Origin of the sequence: Shewanella profunda, from assembly GCF_023283765.1 — a bacterium.
GTDB classification, from domain to species: domain Bacteria; phylum Pseudomonadota; class Gammaproteobacteria; order Enterobacterales; family Shewanellaceae; genus Shewanella; species Shewanella profunda.
On record NZ_JAKILG010000007.1, the window covers coordinates 1 to 18185 of the forward strand.

The 18185-nt window shown below is 44.7% G+C and carries 12 protein-coding genes; 2 read left to right on the forward strand and 10 right to left on the reverse strand.

Annotation, left to right across the window (positions count from 1 at the left end; all coding sequences use genetic code 11):
- Positions 1-131: 131 nt before the first annotated feature.
- The 4 genes from L2744_RS05455 to L2744_RS05470 all read right to left on the reverse strand — a co-directional run bounded on the left by L2744_RS05455 (position 132) and on the right by L2744_RS05470 (position 5400).
- Positions 132-866, reverse strand: coding sequence for a hypothetical protein (locus L2744_RS05455; RefSeq protein WP_011918947.1), 735 nt, complete (start codon positions 864-866; stop codon positions 132-134).
- Positions 867-1703: 837 nt separating this feature from the next.
- Positions 1704-2171, reverse strand: coding sequence for a DUF6386 family protein (locus L2744_RS05460; protein WP_248990956.1), 468 nt, complete (start codon positions 2169-2171; stop codon positions 1704-1706).
- Between the two features lie 122 nt (positions 2172-2293).
- Positions 2294-3805, reverse strand: a complete 1512-nt coding sequence (gene bdpA, locus L2744_RS05465; protein ID WP_248991052.1) for a BAR domain-like protein A BdpA — start codon at positions 3803-3805, stop codon at positions 2294-2296.
- Between the two features lie 245 nt (positions 3806-4050).
- On the reverse strand, positions 4051-5400 hold the full coding sequence (locus L2744_RS05470; RefSeq protein ID WP_248990957.1) for an MATE family efflux transporter: 1350 nt from the start codon (positions 5398-5400) through the stop codon (positions 4051-4053).
- A 400-nt stretch (positions 5401-5800) separates the two neighbouring features.
- On the opposite strand from L2744_RS05470, the gene L2744_RS05475 reads away from it, so the two are divergent.
- Complete coding sequence (locus tag L2744_RS05475; protein WP_248990958.1) at positions 5801-7342, forward strand: MFS transporter; 1542 nt, start codon at positions 5801-5803, stop codon at positions 7340-7342.
- 72 nt (positions 7343-7414) lie between these two features.
- On the opposite strand, the gene L2744_RS05480 is transcribed toward L2744_RS05475, so the two are convergent.
- On the reverse strand, positions 7415-7939 hold the full coding sequence (locus tag L2744_RS05480) for a DUF3087 domain-containing protein (protein WP_248991053.1): 525 nt from the start codon (positions 7937-7939) through the stop codon (positions 7415-7417).
- A gap of 406 nt (positions 7940-8345) precedes the next feature.
- Between L2744_RS05480 and L2744_RS05485 the strand changes: the two genes are divergently transcribed.
- On the forward strand, positions 8346-9122 hold the full coding sequence (locus tag L2744_RS05485; protein ID WP_248990959.1) for a substrate-binding periplasmic protein: 777 nt from the start codon (positions 8346-8348) through the stop codon (positions 9120-9122).
- 63 nt (positions 9123-9185) lie between these two features.
- Here L2744_RS05485 and L2744_RS05490 read toward each other — a convergent pair whose 3' ends face one another.
- The 5 genes from L2744_RS05490 to glgC form a co-directional block, all read right to left on the reverse strand.
- Positions 9186-10292 (reverse strand): CobW family GTP-binding protein, encoded by a 1107-nt coding sequence (locus L2744_RS05490; RefSeq protein WP_248990960.1) that lies wholly within the window; start codon positions 10290-10292, stop codon positions 9186-9188.
- A gap of 193 nt (positions 10293-10485) precedes the next feature.
- A complete protein-coding gene (locus L2744_RS05495; protein ID WP_248990961.1) occupies positions 10486-11904 on the reverse strand; it encodes a DEAD/DEAH box helicase in 1419 nt (472 codons plus the stop codon).
- A gap of 120 nt (positions 11905-12024) precedes the next feature.
- The gene (locus L2744_RS05500; protein WP_248990962.1) at positions 12025-15084 is read right to left on the reverse strand and encodes an EAL domain-containing protein; all 3060 of its coding nucleotides are present in this window, start codon (positions 15082-15084) and stop codon (positions 12025-12027) included.
- Positions 15085-15193: 109 nt separating this feature from the next.
- Entirely contained in the window at positions 15194-16801 is a 1608-nt protein-coding gene (locus L2744_RS05505) for a glycogen synthase (protein WP_248991054.1), read from the reverse strand.
- A gap of 70 nt (positions 16802-16871) precedes the next feature.
- Complete coding sequence (glgC, locus tag L2744_RS05510) at positions 16872-18134, reverse strand: glucose-1-phosphate adenylyltransferase (RefSeq protein ID WP_248990963.1); 1263 nt, start codon at positions 18132-18134, stop codon at positions 16872-16874.
- Positions 18135-18185 lie beyond the last annotated feature (51 nt).

An 18185-nucleotide genomic window follows, 5' to 3' on the forward strand; every position in this document is an offset into this window, starting at 1 on the left:
GTCCTCAACACTGATCTGAGTTCTTCTTGGGCGCGGCATAGCAAGTCCTCCACATCAACACTTTTATTGAGTCTAGTAGAGGATCCTAAATCATGCGATTTAACCTGGGTGTCTCGATTTTGCTGGCTATTTTATTCAAACCACTTGATACGCTTAAATCTATCTGGGTTTGAGGCTAAAAACTTGCGAATATTAGCCAGCAATGTGTCTGATACATGTGGATTAACTTTGCCTATACGCAAATCTCCTTGCGTAATACCCGATATATCTCCGTTGGTTAGGGACAAGCCTAGTACCCTATATGATGCCTCTTCTGGTAAATCGGTGGCAACAATACGACCTTTTTGTCTACCAGCACTAATAAGAGGAAATGGATCGTGTTTGATAACCTCTCCGGTATCTTTAAGGTCTCCATTGTCATCAAGTTCCATCGATTTAAGCGGTATAGACCAGTGCATTTCCGAAGGCAATGATTCAGGAATCACCACATGCAAAAGACTTATATAAGGAAATCCGTCTCTTAATAATCCTTTGGTTTGTTTAACACCCATTGATGATGCATTTTTACTTGGTTTACTAATTGTAGGTCTCACTACTTTGGCTTCAATCGCTACAGTTTTGTGTAGTAAAGGGGAATCTCCCACAACAGGGATAATTAAGAGATCTATATCTCCAGGTTTTTGGTTAACGTCTAAACCTAACTCACCTCTTAACACTTCCTTTGCAAGAAGGAGATCTTGGCCGTATGCATGTTCATCAATTGTTGAAAATGCTGACCATAAAGCAGTATTAATTGTATTTGCGAGCAATTGATTGTTGGAACACAATTTATCTATAACTGTTGTTTCTTTTTTAACCCATTCCATTTGAGATTTCTCGCTAAATTCGAAAAATAGCTAACGCCGCCAACACAGGCGAGCAACTTGTTACGAGTCCAGCGACAGCTTGCTGACACGATTGTGATTGGCCTTGTTAGGAGCATTGAACCCAACTGAACTCATAACGCCTTTTGTATGGCTAATGCCATTTTCTTCACAGTGGCTCCATCGAGACCCAAAGTGTTTCTATTCAAGTTGGCATCACTCATGCTTCCGATATGGCTCAACCAACCTCGGTAGTAACTCTCGGATCTGTTGATTTTGCTAATACGAGATTTCTGAGTTTTGATAGAATCCCAGTTTCTGTGAGTTGAATCAACATGCCTATGGTATAGATATGAGACGAAAAAAGTGGCGCCAATCGTGGTGAGTTGCTCACCTCCCTCGAAAGCAAATGCGTGTCTTCTAGATTTTGAATTAGCCATTTTATTGCTCCTCGGAGTCAAATTCACGCCTAACGTCTTAGTATTTATGCGCTGCGCTGTTTGCAGGGCATAAATCGCTTGTTGACTCAATCTTAAATATGGCCGCTGCTACATCCGTGCCAATTGGTATAAATGATGCTATAGGAATTTGCTTTTTTGCGGTAGCGGTTTTTTATCCAGTTTGGTGGGTAATCACTTGATATCGTTTTAGCTTTATCATTCTGTTTAGCTCACTTGTTGGAATCGCTTTTAGCTAAACGAACAGTGCAATGGGGAGTTAAGATTGGCATTGTTGCATAAAACAGGAATATTTTAGTCGAGCCCTCAGTGATGCTTCTTATTTAATAAAGGGGCGGCTTTTTACTGGGATAGATAAATAGACAACAAATAGATAAGCAGCTTAAAGTGATGGGCTAGACGCAAACTCGTTTAATGCGTCTTCTAAGGTTGGCTCATATTCCACCACCAGTTTATTGGGTGTCAGCCGATAAACTCTCACCTCAATATTCCCTCGCACAGCATAAATTAAAACGCCGCCATAGGTTGTTTCAGGCCCAAGATCTCCCGCAGGAACCTGCTCGGCGGCGCCAATATACAGGCACCCTGACAATACTGTTAAGTTTGCAGAGAGATAATTCGAATTGAGTCCAGCCTCACCTAGCTTGCGGAAAATTTCAACCTCATAGCAGCCATCGGCACCGAGTCCCACGAATAGCACATGACCTTGATTGATTTCCAAAATTTCGTCACTCGGCACAGACCACCAATCAGCCGTATCTTCGCAGCGATGAGTTAATGCCGCGGGATCAAATATCGCCATTGTGGCGGTATCTGTGTCAAACCGAGTTGTTGTATAGGGTTGATTCATCATCCTTGCCTACTAACAGAATATGATTCTGACTTCCTGTTTTATCCTTGATAACCCCAAACCTAAAATAGAAAAATCGCCATAATTTTAGGCCGTTACTACCACTTACTTACAACAATTCGCTACATAAACGCTTTGGTAAAGGCTTCCTTCGACTGGCGAATATAGTTACGGGCGCTTTGAGCGTGTTGCTCCCACACAGCGCGATCACTGGGATCGGTAAAGGGATTTTGCTCGGTGGCGATAGAACGCTCGAATCTGTCGTAGAAAGTCAACATAGCCGAGGTGATCTGATTAAAACGCTCTTTGAATTCTTGAAATTCATCAATTTTTTCAGTGGTTTTAATCATATATTGCACTAATTCAGCATTACTGTTTGATGCCAGTAACGCCTCAGCTTTTGCGCTGATATTGGCACTCGCTTCGGTGATCACCAGAGCGCGAGTCTGTTCGTCTTTACTCATCACTCGACTGTAGTTTTCTGGCGTACGGGCAATGCTTGCATGCTGTAAATAACTGCGTAGATGCCTGTCGAGGTCTCGGCGAAACGTATCTAAGTTCTTTTGCATACTGACTAAGTCATTATCGAGTGCGGTAACCTGTTGCAGTTCTTTTTCGATTTCAGACATAAAACGTTCGGCCTGCTGATAGATTTTAAGGCCATTTTCTTCGGCAAACTTTTTATCACTTCGGCTTAAATCACTATTGTCATAGTTAGAACGGTCAAAGGTTGCCGCTAAGAATGACTTAAAGGGTTCGGCAAAGGCAGAGTAGGCACCGGCGCTGACCACGTTTAATGTCGCGGTTGCTAAGTCACCAAAAGGTTTAACCATGGAACCTAGACGGGCCTGCTGTATGGGGGATGCTACACGCTTAGTGTCGTTCAATACCGACCTGAAGGTATTGTAGCCAAGCGGGTTAGACATTTTATTACGCTCTGAAGTCGCAAGCACAAAGGTAATACTGGAATAAATTGCATTCGAGTATTCAAGATATTGCCTTTGGCTTTCAAGCTGGGCAGCGTAGTTTTTACCTAGCGTACGAAACGACTCTGATTGCACTTCGTAATTTTTATCTTCTTTCAGTTTATCTAAAATGCCACCAATAATTTTTTGTTCATTTTTTTGCAGGGCAATATCGAGACGAATTTTATCTAAGCTCAAATCATCTAAGCTGATGGGGCCATTGATGGTTTCAATATCTAAACGAATATATTGGCGGCTGGGATCATCAATAGACACGCGATGGGCTAAATACTCGTTTGCACCTGGGGTAATATCAATCAAGGCAACATGTTGCCACTGGGCATCCAGCTTTAACACCGGTGACGTTAATACATTGATCCGATACTGAGTTTGGATATTTTGAGTCTTAACCCAAAACTCCAACAAACCCGCTTCCGCCACTGGGTACTTACTCACAATGCTGCTATTACCTTCGGCACATAGCAAAGCACTTTCACCGCTGTGTGGCTCAGCGCCTTCAAACTGACACCCCATGATCCATGACCAAGGTTGAGCTAAGCGGTTGCCTTCAAAGTCGCTAGCAAACACTAACTCATTGTCTTTAGCACTGGCATTTACAGTAGTGAACACGCCGAACAACAGCATAAAGATGACTGTAGTGGTGCGCATAGGAGCCTCATCAAGCAATAAAACAAAATCAACGAGCCACATAATCAGCTCAATATCCGGTTGTATCTACTCGCAAACTGACCCTAGCACAGCATCCAAACAGGTTGCTTATTCCCAATATTATCTAGGATCCACAGTACTGCTTAATAAGTCACTTTTTAACAAGTAGATTAAACCAGCGAAATGTATCAGAGCGCATCATCCCACGCTAGTCTTAAGTCAATATCCTACCTAAAGATATCTCACTAACGTAAGCGACTATCGACCTTCTTCATCGCATAAAACATCCACAGGGTCAGCAAAGTGCTACAAGTGGCAAGCGATACCCAAACCCCAATAACCCCAAATGCCCAAGCGAAACAATAAATAATTGCCGCAATCAGGACAAGCTTAGTGCCAGTCAGAATCGATGCCTGTTTCGAACAGTTAATGGCTTGGAAGAAACTCGCACCAACCAAGATCAAGCCTTCCATAGGTAAGCCCCAGAAATACCAACGCATCCCCTCAATGGCTACGGGTGTCAGATTCGGATTATCACCGGCAAATAAATACACTAACCACTCAGGGCGAGAGTAAATCAAGGCAAGTCCTAAGGCTGCTGTGAGTAATGTCATCGTAAAGGCGATATTGCGCGCTTGTTTAACTCTGTCAAAACGCCCTGCACCCGCATTGAAGCTATAGATAGGTTGAGTGCCAAGGGCGATGCCCTCAAAAATCAGATAGAAAAATGCTTCGGTGTAACTCACCACACCATAGGCTGCCACATGTAATGGTCCTCCGACCCATAAAAATGCCATGTTGTGCAGAGTGAGCACTATTGATAAGTACAGATTCATCAAAAAGCTAGGTAAACCCACACGAGCAATGTTCACACAATTGTCAAACTTGAGCTTCATTTGCTCTAAGTTGATTTTAAGCTGGGTACGAGAACCAAAAAAATGCTGTAAACACAGTAATCCAGTCACAGCCTGCGCTAACATGGTCGCAATCGCGGCTCCCGCCAAACCAAAGGGAAATACCACGATAAATAGCCAGTCTAAGAAAGTGTTGAGTACCCCGCCCAAAATTAACACAAAGGTCACCATGGATGGCCGACCGTCATTACGCAAAAGTGTGGTAAAGGCCATTGAGATGATGGGGAAATGACACAGGGCAAAATACCAGAATAAATATTGGTTGGCATTTTCGAGAATATCCCCTTGTGCACCGAGGGCGATTAAAATATCCCGTGAAAATACCCCGCCCACAAGGGCAAAAAAACCTCCTGCCAATAAGCACAAACTAAAGGCATTACCAAGAAGTTTACGGGCTTTAGCCACATTCCCCTGGCCTAGATTGATTGACACTAACGCCGCACTGCCCATACCTATCATGGCGCCAATCGCGTAAACAATGGCTCCCACAGGATAAGCTAACATCATGCCCGCTAACCCTGTTTCACCTAAATAGTGCCCGACGAAAATCCCATCGATGGTCACATACACGCCCGTTACCAACATGGAGGCAATCGTCGGTATGGTGTAACGCCAAAAAAGCTTAGAAATGGGCTCTTGGAGTAAATGTTGATCCGTCTGGGGTTGGGATACTGCAGTCATTACCGTGTCTCACAAAAATTAGGGCAAGGCGCGCATCAGAAAGGTAAAAATCATAATGGACAAAAATGCGGCAACGGATTGTACCTAAGTTTGGCAAGAATACAAAATTCATATTAGTCAGCTTTCAAAGTTAAAAAACAATAATCACAACAACTTAAGCATAAACACTTACATCTCAGCCCTGCGACATTATTCCCACAACCAAGTAACAGTTGTGGGCTAACTCATCATTTTCTGCTACTTTTTTGGCGTTTTAAGCTGAATTAGGTAAAGTGGGAACTTAAATAAACCCAAAGCAGTTTAGTGCTGAACACTAAGCATTTAACTAAAGTGTTTATACGTCTTGATAAACAATGGGTTAGGTAAACATAGATCAAATAACAATAATAAAGGGAAGAATATGAGTCAAAATAGCCCAAATGCAGAGAACGATCTGCGTGAAGTCAAACAGCTAGGAATGTGGGCGTCTATCACTAGCTTAGGTTATGTCTTTTGGCTGGTCGGCGGTATGGAGTTAGTCGAACGCATTGCCTACTACGGAGTCAAAGCCAGTGCGGGGCTTTACGCAAAAGCGCCAGAATCGGCAGGAGGGCTTGGGATCAGCCTTAGCGACTACGGTATTATTATTTCACTGTGGGCAATCATGCAAACCTTTGTGCCCGTGTTCACCGGTGGCATGTCTGACCGAGTAGGCTACAAAGAAACCATCTTTGGCTCCACCATCATTAAAATCTTTGGCTATTTAGTCATGACATTTTTCCCCAGTTTTTGGGGATTCCTTGTCGGTGCATTACTGCTCGCGATAGGTACAGGGATATTTAAACCGGGCATTCAAGGCACCCTAGTGCTATCAACCAATCGCAATAACACTTCAATGGCTTGGGGCATTTTTTACCAAATAGTTAACATTGGTGGCTTCCTCGGGCCCTTGGTTGCCGTGCATATGCGTCAGCTATCGTGGGACAATGTGTTCTTCGCCTGTGCCGCCATTATCTCGCTCAACTTCTTATTTTTACTCACTTATACAGAACCTGGTAAAGCCGAGCGACTGGAGCGTAATAGGCAAATCAAATCGGGGGAAGTTAAACAACAAGCCCTGTGGCGCGATGCTTGGCACGAGCTGAAAAAGCCGATTGTGATCTACTACATGCTGGTATTTTCAGGCTTTTGGTTCTTGTTCAATGCCCTATTCGATGTCTTGCCTATCCATATTTCCGAATGGGTCGATACCAGCGTGATTGTGACCTCCCTGTTTGGCGCCGAAGGCACCCGTAACGGTATTCTGCAATTCTGGCTTGGCCTTAATAACGAAGGCACTAAGGTGATGCCCGAGGGCATGCTAAACCTTAATGCGGGTTTGATCATGACCTGCTGCTTTATTGTCGCCGCGCTGACAGCTAAATACCGCATCACTACAGCAATGTTTGCGGGTTGTTTACTGAGTATTCTGGCCTTTGTGTTTATCGGCGCTTTCCATGCGGCGTGGTTTATCGTGCTCGCCATTGCCATGTTCTCGATTGGCGAAATGATGATAAGCCCGAAGAAAAACGAGTTTATGGGTAATATTGCCCCCGAAGGCAAAAAAGCCATGTACTTGGGATTTGTGATGTTGCCCCAAGGAATAGGCTGGGGATTAGAAGGCTACTTTGGCCCTAAACTCTATGAGATTTATGCATCAAAGGAACTGTTTTCGCGGGATTTATTGCTACAACGCGGTATGAACAGCACAGAGGTCAGCGCCATTCCACAAGGTGAAGCCTTTACCACTTTGGTGAGCTACACAGGTGAAAGCGCGCACAATCTCACCCAATTGCTGTACCACAGCCACAATATCGGCATGGCGTGGTACATCATCGCCGCCATAGGGACTATCTCAGCGGTCGGCATTTATATCTATGGTAAGTGGTTACTCACACTGCAAAGAGTGCAGCAAGCCGCCTAAGCGAGTCTAACGGACGAATATAAAATGAGGACAAGATGAGGAGCAATCCTCATCTTGTCCTTATACCTACTATCAGAAAGTACCTGTCAGCAGTTCAACCGTAAACTGTTCAGGTGAGAGCAATAAACCTAAACTCTCGATTTGTGCATTCAAATGATTGAGATCTTGAGTCAGCGCTGGCAAGGTCAGTGTATTGTCATCAAGTAAATACACTTGCCTTAAACTAGTATAATAAAACAGCAGTGTAATCAAGGCATTCACATCATTCTGCGCCGCAGCCGCTTTAATCTTTATCAATTTGCGATAGATACGATTATGGAGTTGCTTCAATTGCCACACATAGTAAATCTCGCTGAAAAAGGGCCGATCCTTCAGGTGATAAATCACTGCGCTACACAGGCCCAGACTCAAGATCACGCCTAAGAGGTTCCAATGAAAATTACCTGTAGGCTCACCCGGCACAGGAGTCGCACCAAAAAGCGCAATTAATCCAGCGCCAAAAATCAGTGACAGTACGATTAGACTTACAACTAGAATAACAATGAATAAATTCATGTTCTTACGATACAAGGTTTTATCTATTTCCTGCAGCTTCATAACATCCCGCTCAAATAGGCCGCCCAGCGTTGGCGTATAAATCATTTAGTGACAGAGCATACCCGAATCCCCTTTCTTCGGCCTTAATTGATTTAAATCCATGCCTGAAATACATTTTTAATACTCAAAAATGAATGATACAAATTGAAACTAATAGGCTTAAACAAACATACTGAGTGATTGGGTATGTATCGATTTAAAGATCAAATGCTTACAGTCCTTCCTATTCGCGATGAAAACACTAATTTCTCGTTTATCTCAAAACATTAAAATGTTAATGCGCGCCCAAATAGAGGTAAAATTTGCTAACCTTAAGTTTAAAGTTAAAGACGATATTGTCGCCTTATACACCTTATATACGATTCTGCGTTCTAACCTGCCGCGTTCAAATAACACAAGGAATACCATGATATTCAGCAAAGCCTACGCACTAGTTGCTCTTTTGGTACTCGGTAGCCTTTGCTTCACTGCGCAGGCCAAAGACCTACTTGCAGTAGGCACTAGCTTTAGCCAAATCTTCGAACAAAAATCCAATGGCGAATATACAGGATTAGGTGTCGATATTTTGAATCGCTTCGCTGAGCAACAAAAAGTGACTATTCACTATCAAATTGCGCCTTGGCGCCGCGCGCAATCTATGGTCGAGCGTGGTCAAGCTGATATTCTTATTGGCCCTTATCACACCAAGGAACGGGAAGCGCTGTTAGCCTTTTCCGAAAGAGCATTTTATCGAGATGAAATCGTGTTTTATGCCCGTAAAGATCGTATAAACAGTTGGAATGGAGAGTACCATAGCATCAAAAATCAACGTATAGGTAAAATGCAAGGCTGGAGTTATGGCGCCACATTTACCGAGCAAACCCAAACGCTAACAATTAATGAATTTGTCGATCTTAAGAGTGGCGTTGAACGTTTATCCCGGGGCGATCTCGATTTGCTCGCGACTAATCGTCGCAATACAGATGCAGAACAATTGAAACTAAAAATCTCGAACACTATCGAACCTATACTCCCCATTATTGATATACAAGATGGCTTTATGGCCTTCCCTAAACAGGAACAATTTGATCCCCTAAGATATCGTTTTGATCGCTTCTTCGAGGAGATGATCAAAAATGGCACGCTCACTACACTCGGCCAAAAATACCGAGTGACCCTGCCATTACTGATCCTGCCTTATTAACCGCCTTATAGACCTTGGCTTACCGATGCTCACATGTGTGAACGATAATTGGAGAAAAGGCAGTTAGCTAAGACAAGCAATCAACTGCTGCTCGATCTCATCCCAATTGACCTCGTCCATGGTAATCATTTCTAGTCTGGAATCTAAGGTGTCATCGAGTTCAACCACAGTAAACTCATGGTCAATCCAGTTAAACCCCGCAATCCCATCTAAGGTGATCATCACAGCCTTTAATCTGAGCAACACTTGCCCGACATCCGATGATTGAGCTTGCCGCTGAATAAAATCCATTAATTTATCAAAATCAAACTCTTGGCTCGGTTCAAACACCCAACCGCAGCTAAAACAACCTTCACCTTGATTCTGCTTACGTACAATGCCGCGCTCATCAAAGTCTAAGACGGTCTCAATTGCATCTTCGGCAAAGAGACTCAATTCACTCAAACGCGAGCCACCAGCACGAAACAGGCTAGGAGTTGTCGTCGACAAACTACCCAGCTTAGGCCCTGCGCTAGTATGCCCACTCATATTGAGTGAAACGCGCCGTGGTTGGTTAAGATAATCCAACAAAGCGGTGGGCAAAGGCTGCTGATTGGTGTGGCTCACCACAGGAATATCGGTACGTTCGATATGGCTTAAATAAGTCTGCAACTCGTAGAGTAGTTTCGTATTTTCAGCATCATATAAATCAGACTTAGTCGCGATAATCACATCGGCCACTTGCAACTGTTGGATAAAGTTTGCATGTTCACGGTAACGGGGGTCATGGATCTTACGCGCGTCCACTAAGCATAGGGTGCTACGCAGCGAAATCACATTCTGATAATGGGGTGCACTCAGTACTTTAATGATTTCATTAGGATGCCCAAGCCCAGTTGGTTCAATCAATAAGCGGTCAGGCTTAGCTTTGGCAATCAACTGATTAATAGCCACTTGCGTCGGTACGCCCGCGGCGCAGCACATACAGCCACCTGCAACCTCACGAATTTGTATGCCAGTATCGGAGGAATTAAGTAAACCCGCATCGATGCCGACTTCGCCAAACTCATTGACTAGCACAGCCCAAGTCTCATCCGCGGGTTTAGTCGCCAGCAATTGTTTAATCAGAGAGGTTTTACCTACGCCTAAAAAACCTGTAATGATATTGGTGGGGATCGCTTTGATAATCATAAGGAAACTCGCTTAGATAAACTCACTTGAACAAGGCTCGCTCGAATAGAAAGCTTGGCGCTCGAGTGTAGAAGTATTGCCTTTGAAGCTCAACAAAAAGCGCATCGGTGAGAATGCGCTTTTAGGGTAACGACAAGCTATATAGCAATCAAAGTGCTAGGCTGACAGGCACTTTGCGCTTATTTGGTTTTGCTTATTTTGATTTATTTGCGCGAGAGCCAAAACCTGACTTATTGCTCACCAAATTCGACTTAGGTTTAGTCGCATTAAACGGTTTACCTGAGCCAGACGCAGGCTTAGCACGGCTAGAGGATTTATCGGCACCGGTTTTGCTATCCTGCGCTTTACCTTTGGCGTATTTGCCCTGACGAGACTGGCCAATAGTGCGATCCTGTGGCGCCTTATGGCTCCACTTTCCAATCGGCTTAATCGGTGCCGCTGGCGCATCACGGTAACGGGCAGGCAAAGGCGTACCTTCTTCATAACCCGGTTGCACCGACACTGGCAGTTTTTGCTCAATCAAGGCTTCAATTTCAGCGAGCATTTCATCGTCAGAGGGTGAAACAAACGAAATCGCTCGCCCCGATAATCCTGCACGACCCGTGCGGCCAATACGATGGATATAATCTTCGGCCAAAAATGGCAGCTCTAAGTTGATAACCAAAAGTAGCGCTTGAATATCTAAACCACGTGCTGCAACATCGGTCGCCACCAGCACACGCAATTTACCCGCTTTAAACTCTTCTAACACCCGATTGCGGGCACCTTGGGTTTTATCACCATGGAATACACCGGCGGCGATGCCATCGAGCTTTAATTCTTGTAATAAATGCTCGGCGCTTTCCTTCGTGCTGGCAAAAACCAACACTTGGCGCCAATTGTTACGGCCAATGAGTTCAGACAACAACTCGGCTTTACGGCGTTTATCAACGCGATATACTTCCTGAACTACGGTTGAGGCGGTAGTGGTGTCGGCAACATTCACCCACTGAGGTTCATTCAGCATCTTCTCGGCGAGTTGTTTGACTGCATCACTGTACGTAGCTGAAAACAACATGGTTTGATGCTGTGGCGCAATTAAGCGTTTCACTTTTTCAATATCGCGCACAAACCCCATGTCTAACATGCGGTCGGCTTCGTCGATCACTAACGTGGTAACACTAGACAGATCTAACTGGAATTGGCCGATAATGTCGAATAGACGACCAGGGGTCGCCACCAGAATATCAACGCCCTGCTCTACCCCTTTACGCTGGGGGTTCATATTGGCGCCGCCGTAAACCGCTAAGGTTTTTAGTGGCAGAAACTGGCTGTATTTCTGGATATTTTCACAGACTTGAATGGCAAGTTCGCGGGTTGGCGTCATCACCAAGGCGCGTAAAATCGGTTTAGCATTGCTGTCATTTGTTAAAGACTCAGCCGCCAACTTTTCAAGTACAGGTAGAGCAAAGGAAGCCGTTTTACCAGTACCCGTTTGGGCACAGGCCATAATGTCTTTGCCTTCAAAGGCAAGCGGGATCACTTTCTCTTGCACTTGAGTGAGTTGCTGATAGCCACACTCAGTTATCGCATTCAAAATAGGAGAAGATAAACCGAGTGTTTCAAATTTCATAGGGACTCTTTAGCTAAGTAGTAAAACTTTGATGCGAGGTGATACTCAATGCCCCAACGCGGGGCCGCGGAGTCTAACAAAATCCGCGGCGTTTTTATAGGCAATTATTGAGTGCAAACCTTAAGCGGACGAAAAGTTAGACGACAGAGTTTTAGGTGTCACTAAATACTTTTTTGCAAAATCAGCCGCCGCAACGGGTCTAGAGAATAAATAGCCTTGGCCGTAATCACAACCCGCGGCTAGCAATACTTGCCGTTGCGCCTCGGTTTCAACCCCTTCGGCAATCACTTTCATCCCCAGTTTATGGGCCATCACAATGATGGCCTCACAGAGGATCTGATCGTTTGTGTCTGTATCTATATGCCGAGTAAAGGATTGATCAATCTTGAGATAATCAATATCGAACTTTTTTAAATAAGCGAGCGATGAGTAGCCAGTACCAAAATCATCCAAAGAGACTTGAACCCCCGCATCACGATAGGCAAGCAGTTTTTCAGTGACCCCCATACTGGCATCCAGCAATAAACCTTCAGTGATTTCGACACAGACCCCTGCACCGGTAATATTTAAATCCTGAAGTAACTCAAGCCAGTTGTGCAATAATGCGCCTTCATCGCGAAATTGAATGGGAGATTTGTTGACACTGATTTGAATATCGACGCCCAATTCATCACGCCATGCGGCACTTTGCCGTGCCGCCCGCTCAAATACCCAGTTGCCTATTTCAACAATTAACCCCGTATCTTCGGCGACAGAAATAAACTCACTGGGTGATACACTGCCACGTTCGGCATGGTTCCAACGGATCAAGGCCTCAGCCTTAGTCACTTCCCCGGTTATGAGTGAAACAATCGGCTGAAAATGCAGCTCAAACTCCTTATTGGCTACCGCTTGACGTAAATCTTGGATCAGCCGCATCCGGTATTTGGCATATTCTTGCATCGATGGAGTGAAATAGTTAAACCGGTTACGCCCTTGATCCTTTGCAGCATACATGGCTTGGTCAGCATGTTTAAGCAAACCTTCAATGCTTGTAGAATCATCGGGATACAGCGTAATGCCGATACTTGCAGTGATATATGCGGTTTCCTCCCCCAATACATAGGGCTCGGCAATGCATCTTAGAATATGTTCAGCCACCCGCTCAATACCTTTATGATCAGCCATAGCACTGAGAACAACGGTAAACTCATCGCCCCCTAAACGGGCCACTACATCGGCATCCCGCACACAGGATTTTAAGCGACTAGCGGTTTCCATCAGCAGCAGATCCCCCATCGCATGCCCTAGGGTATCGTTAACTTCTTTAAAGTAATCTAAGTCTAAAAATAACAGTGCGAAATGATCTTGGTTTCGATCTGAGTTTTTAATCTCTGCACCAAGATATTCCAGCAACATTCGACGATTAGGGAGACCTGTTAGGGTATCGTAATTTGCCTGTTTCCAGATCAAATGTTCATTTTGCTTTTTATTGGTAATATCAGAGAAAAGAGCCACCCGACGATAGGGCATCCCCTCTTTATCTTTAATGGTATTGATGGTTAACCAAATAACGTATTCTTCGCCATTTTTACGCCGTTGCAGCATCTCGCCTTGCCAGTAACCTTTTTTTCTAATGGCATCATTCATCTTGTTATGAAAATCGTTGCCATTAATATCACCGTACAAGAGGCGAATATGTTGGCCTAGCACTTCTTCCTCGCTGTAGCCCGTGATATCGCTAAAGGCAGCGTTGACAGTAATAATCATACCCTCTTCATCGAGTACACTCATGGCCTCAGAGCTGTTGTCATACACTAGGGCTGATAGCTTTAAAGATTCCTCAATCAGTTTAGCCTCAGTGATATCGGTGTGAGTGCCACACATCCTCAGCGCATTATTGTTCTCGTCCCGGCTCACCACCTTGCCCGTATCAAGGATCCAGCGCACCTTGTGGTTTGCTGTGTTTAAGCGGTATTCCATCTTATGCTGTGGCGTTTCACCGCGAATATGGGCCTCAATAGAATGCAGAACTTTTGGCCTGTCTTCGGCAACAATCGCATCCATCCATTGGCGGCTATTGGCATTAAGCACCTCAATATCACAACCAAGAATATCTGCACTACGGGCGTTACGTTCAATACGGTCATTACGGATATCCCAATCCCATACCCCAAGGTCGCTACTACTCAATACCAATTCAAGCTGTTCACGACTGGCGAGCACTTCTCTATCGGCCAAGGTTTGTGCAGTGACATCCAAGTAACCTGCAATTACTAATAACACTCTATTATCAGTGCGTTTACAGGCAACCGTCATATGGGTATAAACGATTGAACCATCTTTGGCGATAAAACGTTTATCCATCTCATAATTGTCAATTTTACCCGCTAACATCTGCTCAAATTTAACGATATCGGCTTCAACATCATCAGGGTGAGTGAGCTGCTTCCACGTCATATTCAGCAGTTCATCCTCTGTATATTTAAGCATCTGACATAAATAGGGATTTACTTTCATCCATTTTTGATCGATTCCTGTTATCGCAATACCAATATTGCCAACATTAAATTGGCTGCGAAATAAGAAGTCATCCTGAAGGCGAATTTGTTCATCACGCTCAAGCTCAAAACGCCTAGACAGCAAGCGACTCAACAGCCAAGTGGCAATAGGATAAACCGTAAGTACAGGTAAACTGAGTTTCGCAAGTAGGGGCAGAGCTGGAGCATTGAGCGGTAGTATAAAAAACCACAACAGCATGACAATATGCACTGTGTAGGCAAAGCAAAACATTTCCTTCACTGAAATATTGGCAAGGTAAGCCTTACGATATTGGCGCCATATCACCCCAATTAAGCCGGATGACGCTATTACAGCAACACCAATCCACATGCCATCGCCGCCGATGCTGATGCGATAAAACCCAGTCACCGCAACCGCAATTAATGTCGGTAAACCACCAAAGAAAAGGCCTGAAATACACAAGAGGACGGAGCGAGTATCGAAGATAATGCCGGGTTGGTACATCCAAGGGGTGCTCATAATAGTGATACCAATACCACCTATGAGAAATCCAATAACTAAACGCCACAGCAGAAAATATTGCCGCTGATGTTTTTTAGGGATCGCGTCATACAAAAAAACTAATGCCAGTAATAATGCTGCATTTTGTACTAACGGAAAGAAAATGCTTTTATCCATGGATCAGGGAGCAACTCCAAAAAGTTAGGGAACTGGCAACAGGTTAAAATGTTCCCCCACTAGTGTAGCAGAATTGCTTACAAATCATGCCCTAATTACAGGAGTGATATCACAAATTGTTATAGAGTTGATCTCGATAAACTTGGGCTACTGAATGCCAGTCAAAGCGCTGTTCACTTGCTTTTGCACGTATGGCAGGCCAGTCGCCACGCTTAAAACTGACTACAGCCTCCGTAAACCGTTGGAGAAACGCCTCCCCTTGCGCTGTTAAGCTGTTGCCATTAAACACAAAACCATCTACCCCATCCCGCACTGTATCCTTTAATCCCCCGACACCATGCACAAGACAGGGCTGACCCGCTCGCATGGCAAGCATTTGGCTAATACCACAGGGTTCAAAGGAACTTGGCATCACAAATAAGTCACCATACTGGTAAAGACATTCGGATAAAGCCTCATGATATCCCTGTAAAAATAGAAAGTTATCATATTTAGCCGCTAAGGTTTGGAAGGACTCAGCAATACTCGCATCGCCACTGCCGAGTAGTATAAATAACGCATTAGGCTGGGTTTGTTGTAATGCTTGTAATAACGTCTCCAGCACTGATAACCCAGAGGGCAATAGATGGCGCAAAATCAGCACTTTTTGGTCAGTCAATCGGCCAACGGATGTAAGCAATAAGTCCGGTACTCTACCTAAACTAGCTTGACGCCAATGGGCTTGAGTGCGTGCAAAGGCAATCATATCCACGGCACTCACTTGAGTTTTAGCGCCTTGCCATAGCACCAATGCGGCTTCGATAGTGGTGAGAAGTTTTTTAAACTCGTCCTCTTGTATGCGAACTAAAGACTTAGTTGTCGCTTTAGCCTGTTTAGTCTCAGAGTAAGTACAGCCGTTTAAGATCCCCAGCACTTTACCCTGATCAGCTTTTACCTGCAGATCCTGCTCTAACCCTTCACCACCAAAGAAGCCCGCTTTAGGGTCCGAAGGCGATAGTACTTCTTTGGCGTAGGTTGGCGATACAAGATGCACTTTATCACTCAGCACTATGCCCATGCGCATGGGATTAATGCAGTGGGGATAACGAGGGTCAACTATTGATTGCCTTTGCTCTGGTTGAAGCGATGCAAAAAGCTCTGGAAACCATGCCGCCAAAGAGGAGGAATCATGACTTAGTGGTCGAGTTCCTTGCAGGGCAAGATTATGAATAGAGAACACGCATGCTATCGATTTAAGGGCGCTAAACTCAGGGACAAAAGCGCGAAGCATTGCCAAACAACCTGCATGCCAGTCATGTAAATGTAGGACTGCGGGCATTGGAACTCTTGCGGTCACCAATGCTTGTGCCACGCAGACACATAAAAATACAAACTTAGTCGCATCATCGGCAAAGGGGCGATCGGCACTACTTTGGCTATAAATTTTACCCGGAGTAGACTGCCAAAGCCCATGTTCGAGTAAATAAATATTTGCGCCATCGACCTTAGGATGGGGCATAACAAATAAGCTGACTTTTTCAGTCCGGCCCCCAAAGGACACCTCAAATTCACCGATGTCTTGGGTATGGGCTTGCTGTGATGCCAAGAAACCGTAACTTGGCATAATCACATCGGCACAAATATCAACCCCTACCAACGCTTCGGGTAAATCGCGGATCACATCCGCCATTCCACCCACTTTGGCGCCCGCAAGGGCACCATTTTCCGCAGCCACCATTAATATACGTTTCACTTAAATTGACACTCCCGCTCATTACCAATGTCATCTAATTATTTAAATTGAGTACCTACTCATAACCCACAGGTAACCCAAGCATATCGCGGGTCACTAAAGTGACGCCCTTTTCTGACACCCTAAATCCCTTAGCTCTATCGTGGTCATGGTTGTAACCAATCACAGTTCCCTCTGGGATAATACAACCTCGATCAATGATAGCGTTTTTGATCTTGCAGTGGCGCAGCACAACCACATCGGGCAATACTACCGAATCTTCCACTAATGAATAAGAACAGACTCGCACTTCATTAAAAAGGACGCTTCTACGCACCGTTGCCCCCGAAATAATACAGCCGCTAGAAACAATGGAATCCAGCGCCATACCACGTCTATCATCGTCATCAAATACAAATTTGGCTGGGGGCAATTGCTCTTGGAATGTCCAAATAGGCCACTTAGCATCATATAAGTTCAATGCTGGAGTGGGCGATAATAGCTCCATATTGGCTTGCCAGAAGGAGTCTAATGTTCCCACGTCACGCCAATAGGCCTGCTCATTAGGGAACGGGCTCTTAAAGGGATAGGCAAATACATTATGTTTTTCGATGATCGCAGGAATAATGTCTTTACCAAAGTCGCGGTCAGAGGTTGCGTTTTGAGAGTCTTTTTTGAGCTGTTCAAATAAAAACTCAGTATTAAATACATAGTTGCCCATGGAAGCTAAACACATTGCTGGATTATCGGGAGAGTGCTTAGGTTGTAGTGGCTTTTCTTCAAAACCTAATATCCGCATATTATCATCGACCTCCATCACCCCAAAGGCGCCCGCAGCTTCGGCTATCGGCACTTCGAGGCAAGAGACTGTCATGTCAGCGCCTGACTCCGCATGGGCCGCTATAAGCCCTCCGTAATCCATGCGATAGACATGATCGCCAGACAATACCATCACATATTTAGGCAACTCATGGCGGATAATGTCGATATTTTGAAAAACGGCGTCCGCAGTACCTTGATACCAGTTTTCAGAAAAACGTTGTGATGCGGGTAAAATCTCCACCGACTCGCCTAACTCTTTCTTAAAATGTCCCCACCCACGCATCACATGACGGATTAAGGAATGGGATTTATATTGGGTAACCACCCCCACGCGACGAACCCCCGAATTGATACAATTTGATAGGGGAAAATCAATAATGCGAAACTTACCGCCGAAATACAACGCGGGCTTAGCGCGCCAATCCGTGAGTTCATGCAAACGCGATCCCCGCCCCCCAGCCAGAATCAATGCATAGGTTTCACGAGTTAAACTACTGATATAACGTACATTAGACATAGGCCTTACTCCCCAAATGGCATATTACTGCCGATAAACTAGTTTTGATGC

Bases quoted from the DNA above. Each gene is read 5' to 3' on its own strand.
- L2744_RS05455 (WP_011918947.1), bottom strand. From the start codon at position 866: ATGGAATGGGTTAAAAAAGAAACAACAGTTATAGATAAATTGTGTTCC.
- L2744_RS05460 (WP_248990956.1), bottom strand. From the start codon at position 2,171: ATGAATCAACCCTATACAACAACTCGGTTTGACACAGATACCGCCACA.
- bdpA (WP_248991052.1), bottom strand. From the start codon at position 3,805: ATGCGCACCACTACAGTCATCTTTATGCTGTTGTTCGGCGTGTTCACT.
- L2744_RS05470 (WP_248990957.1), bottom strand. From the start codon at position 5,400: ATGACTGCAGTATCCCAACCCCAGACGGATCAACATTTACTCCAAGAG.
- L2744_RS05475 (WP_248990958.1), top strand. From the start codon at position 5,801: ATGAGTCAAAATAGCCCAAATGCAGAGAACGATCTGCGTGAAGTCAAA.
- L2744_RS05480 (WP_248991053.1), bottom strand. From the start codon at position 7,939: ATGAAGCTGCAGGAAATAGATAAAACCTTGTATCGTAAGAACATGAAT.
- L2744_RS05485 (WP_248990959.1), top strand. From the start codon at position 8,346: ATGATATTCAGCAAAGCCTACGCACTAGTTGCTCTTTTGGTACTCGGT.
- L2744_RS05490 (WP_248990960.1), bottom strand. From the start codon at position 10,292: ATGATTATCAAAGCGATCCCCACCAATATCATTACAGGTTTTTTAGGC.
- L2744_RS05495 (WP_248990961.1), bottom strand. From the start codon at position 11,904: ATGAAATTTGAAACACTCGGTTTATCTTCTCCTATTTTGAATGCGATA.
- L2744_RS05500 (WP_248990962.1), bottom strand. From the start codon at position 15,084: ATGGATAAAAGCATTTTCTTTCCGTTAGTACAAAATGCAGCATTATTA.
- L2744_RS05505 (WP_248991054.1), bottom strand. From the start codon at position 16,801: ATGGTGGCTGCGGAAAATGGTGCCCTTGCGGGCGCCAAAGTGGGTGGA.
- glgC (WP_248990963.1), bottom strand. From the start codon at position 18,134: ATGTCTAATGTACGTTATATCAGTAGTTTAACTCGTGAAACCTATGCA.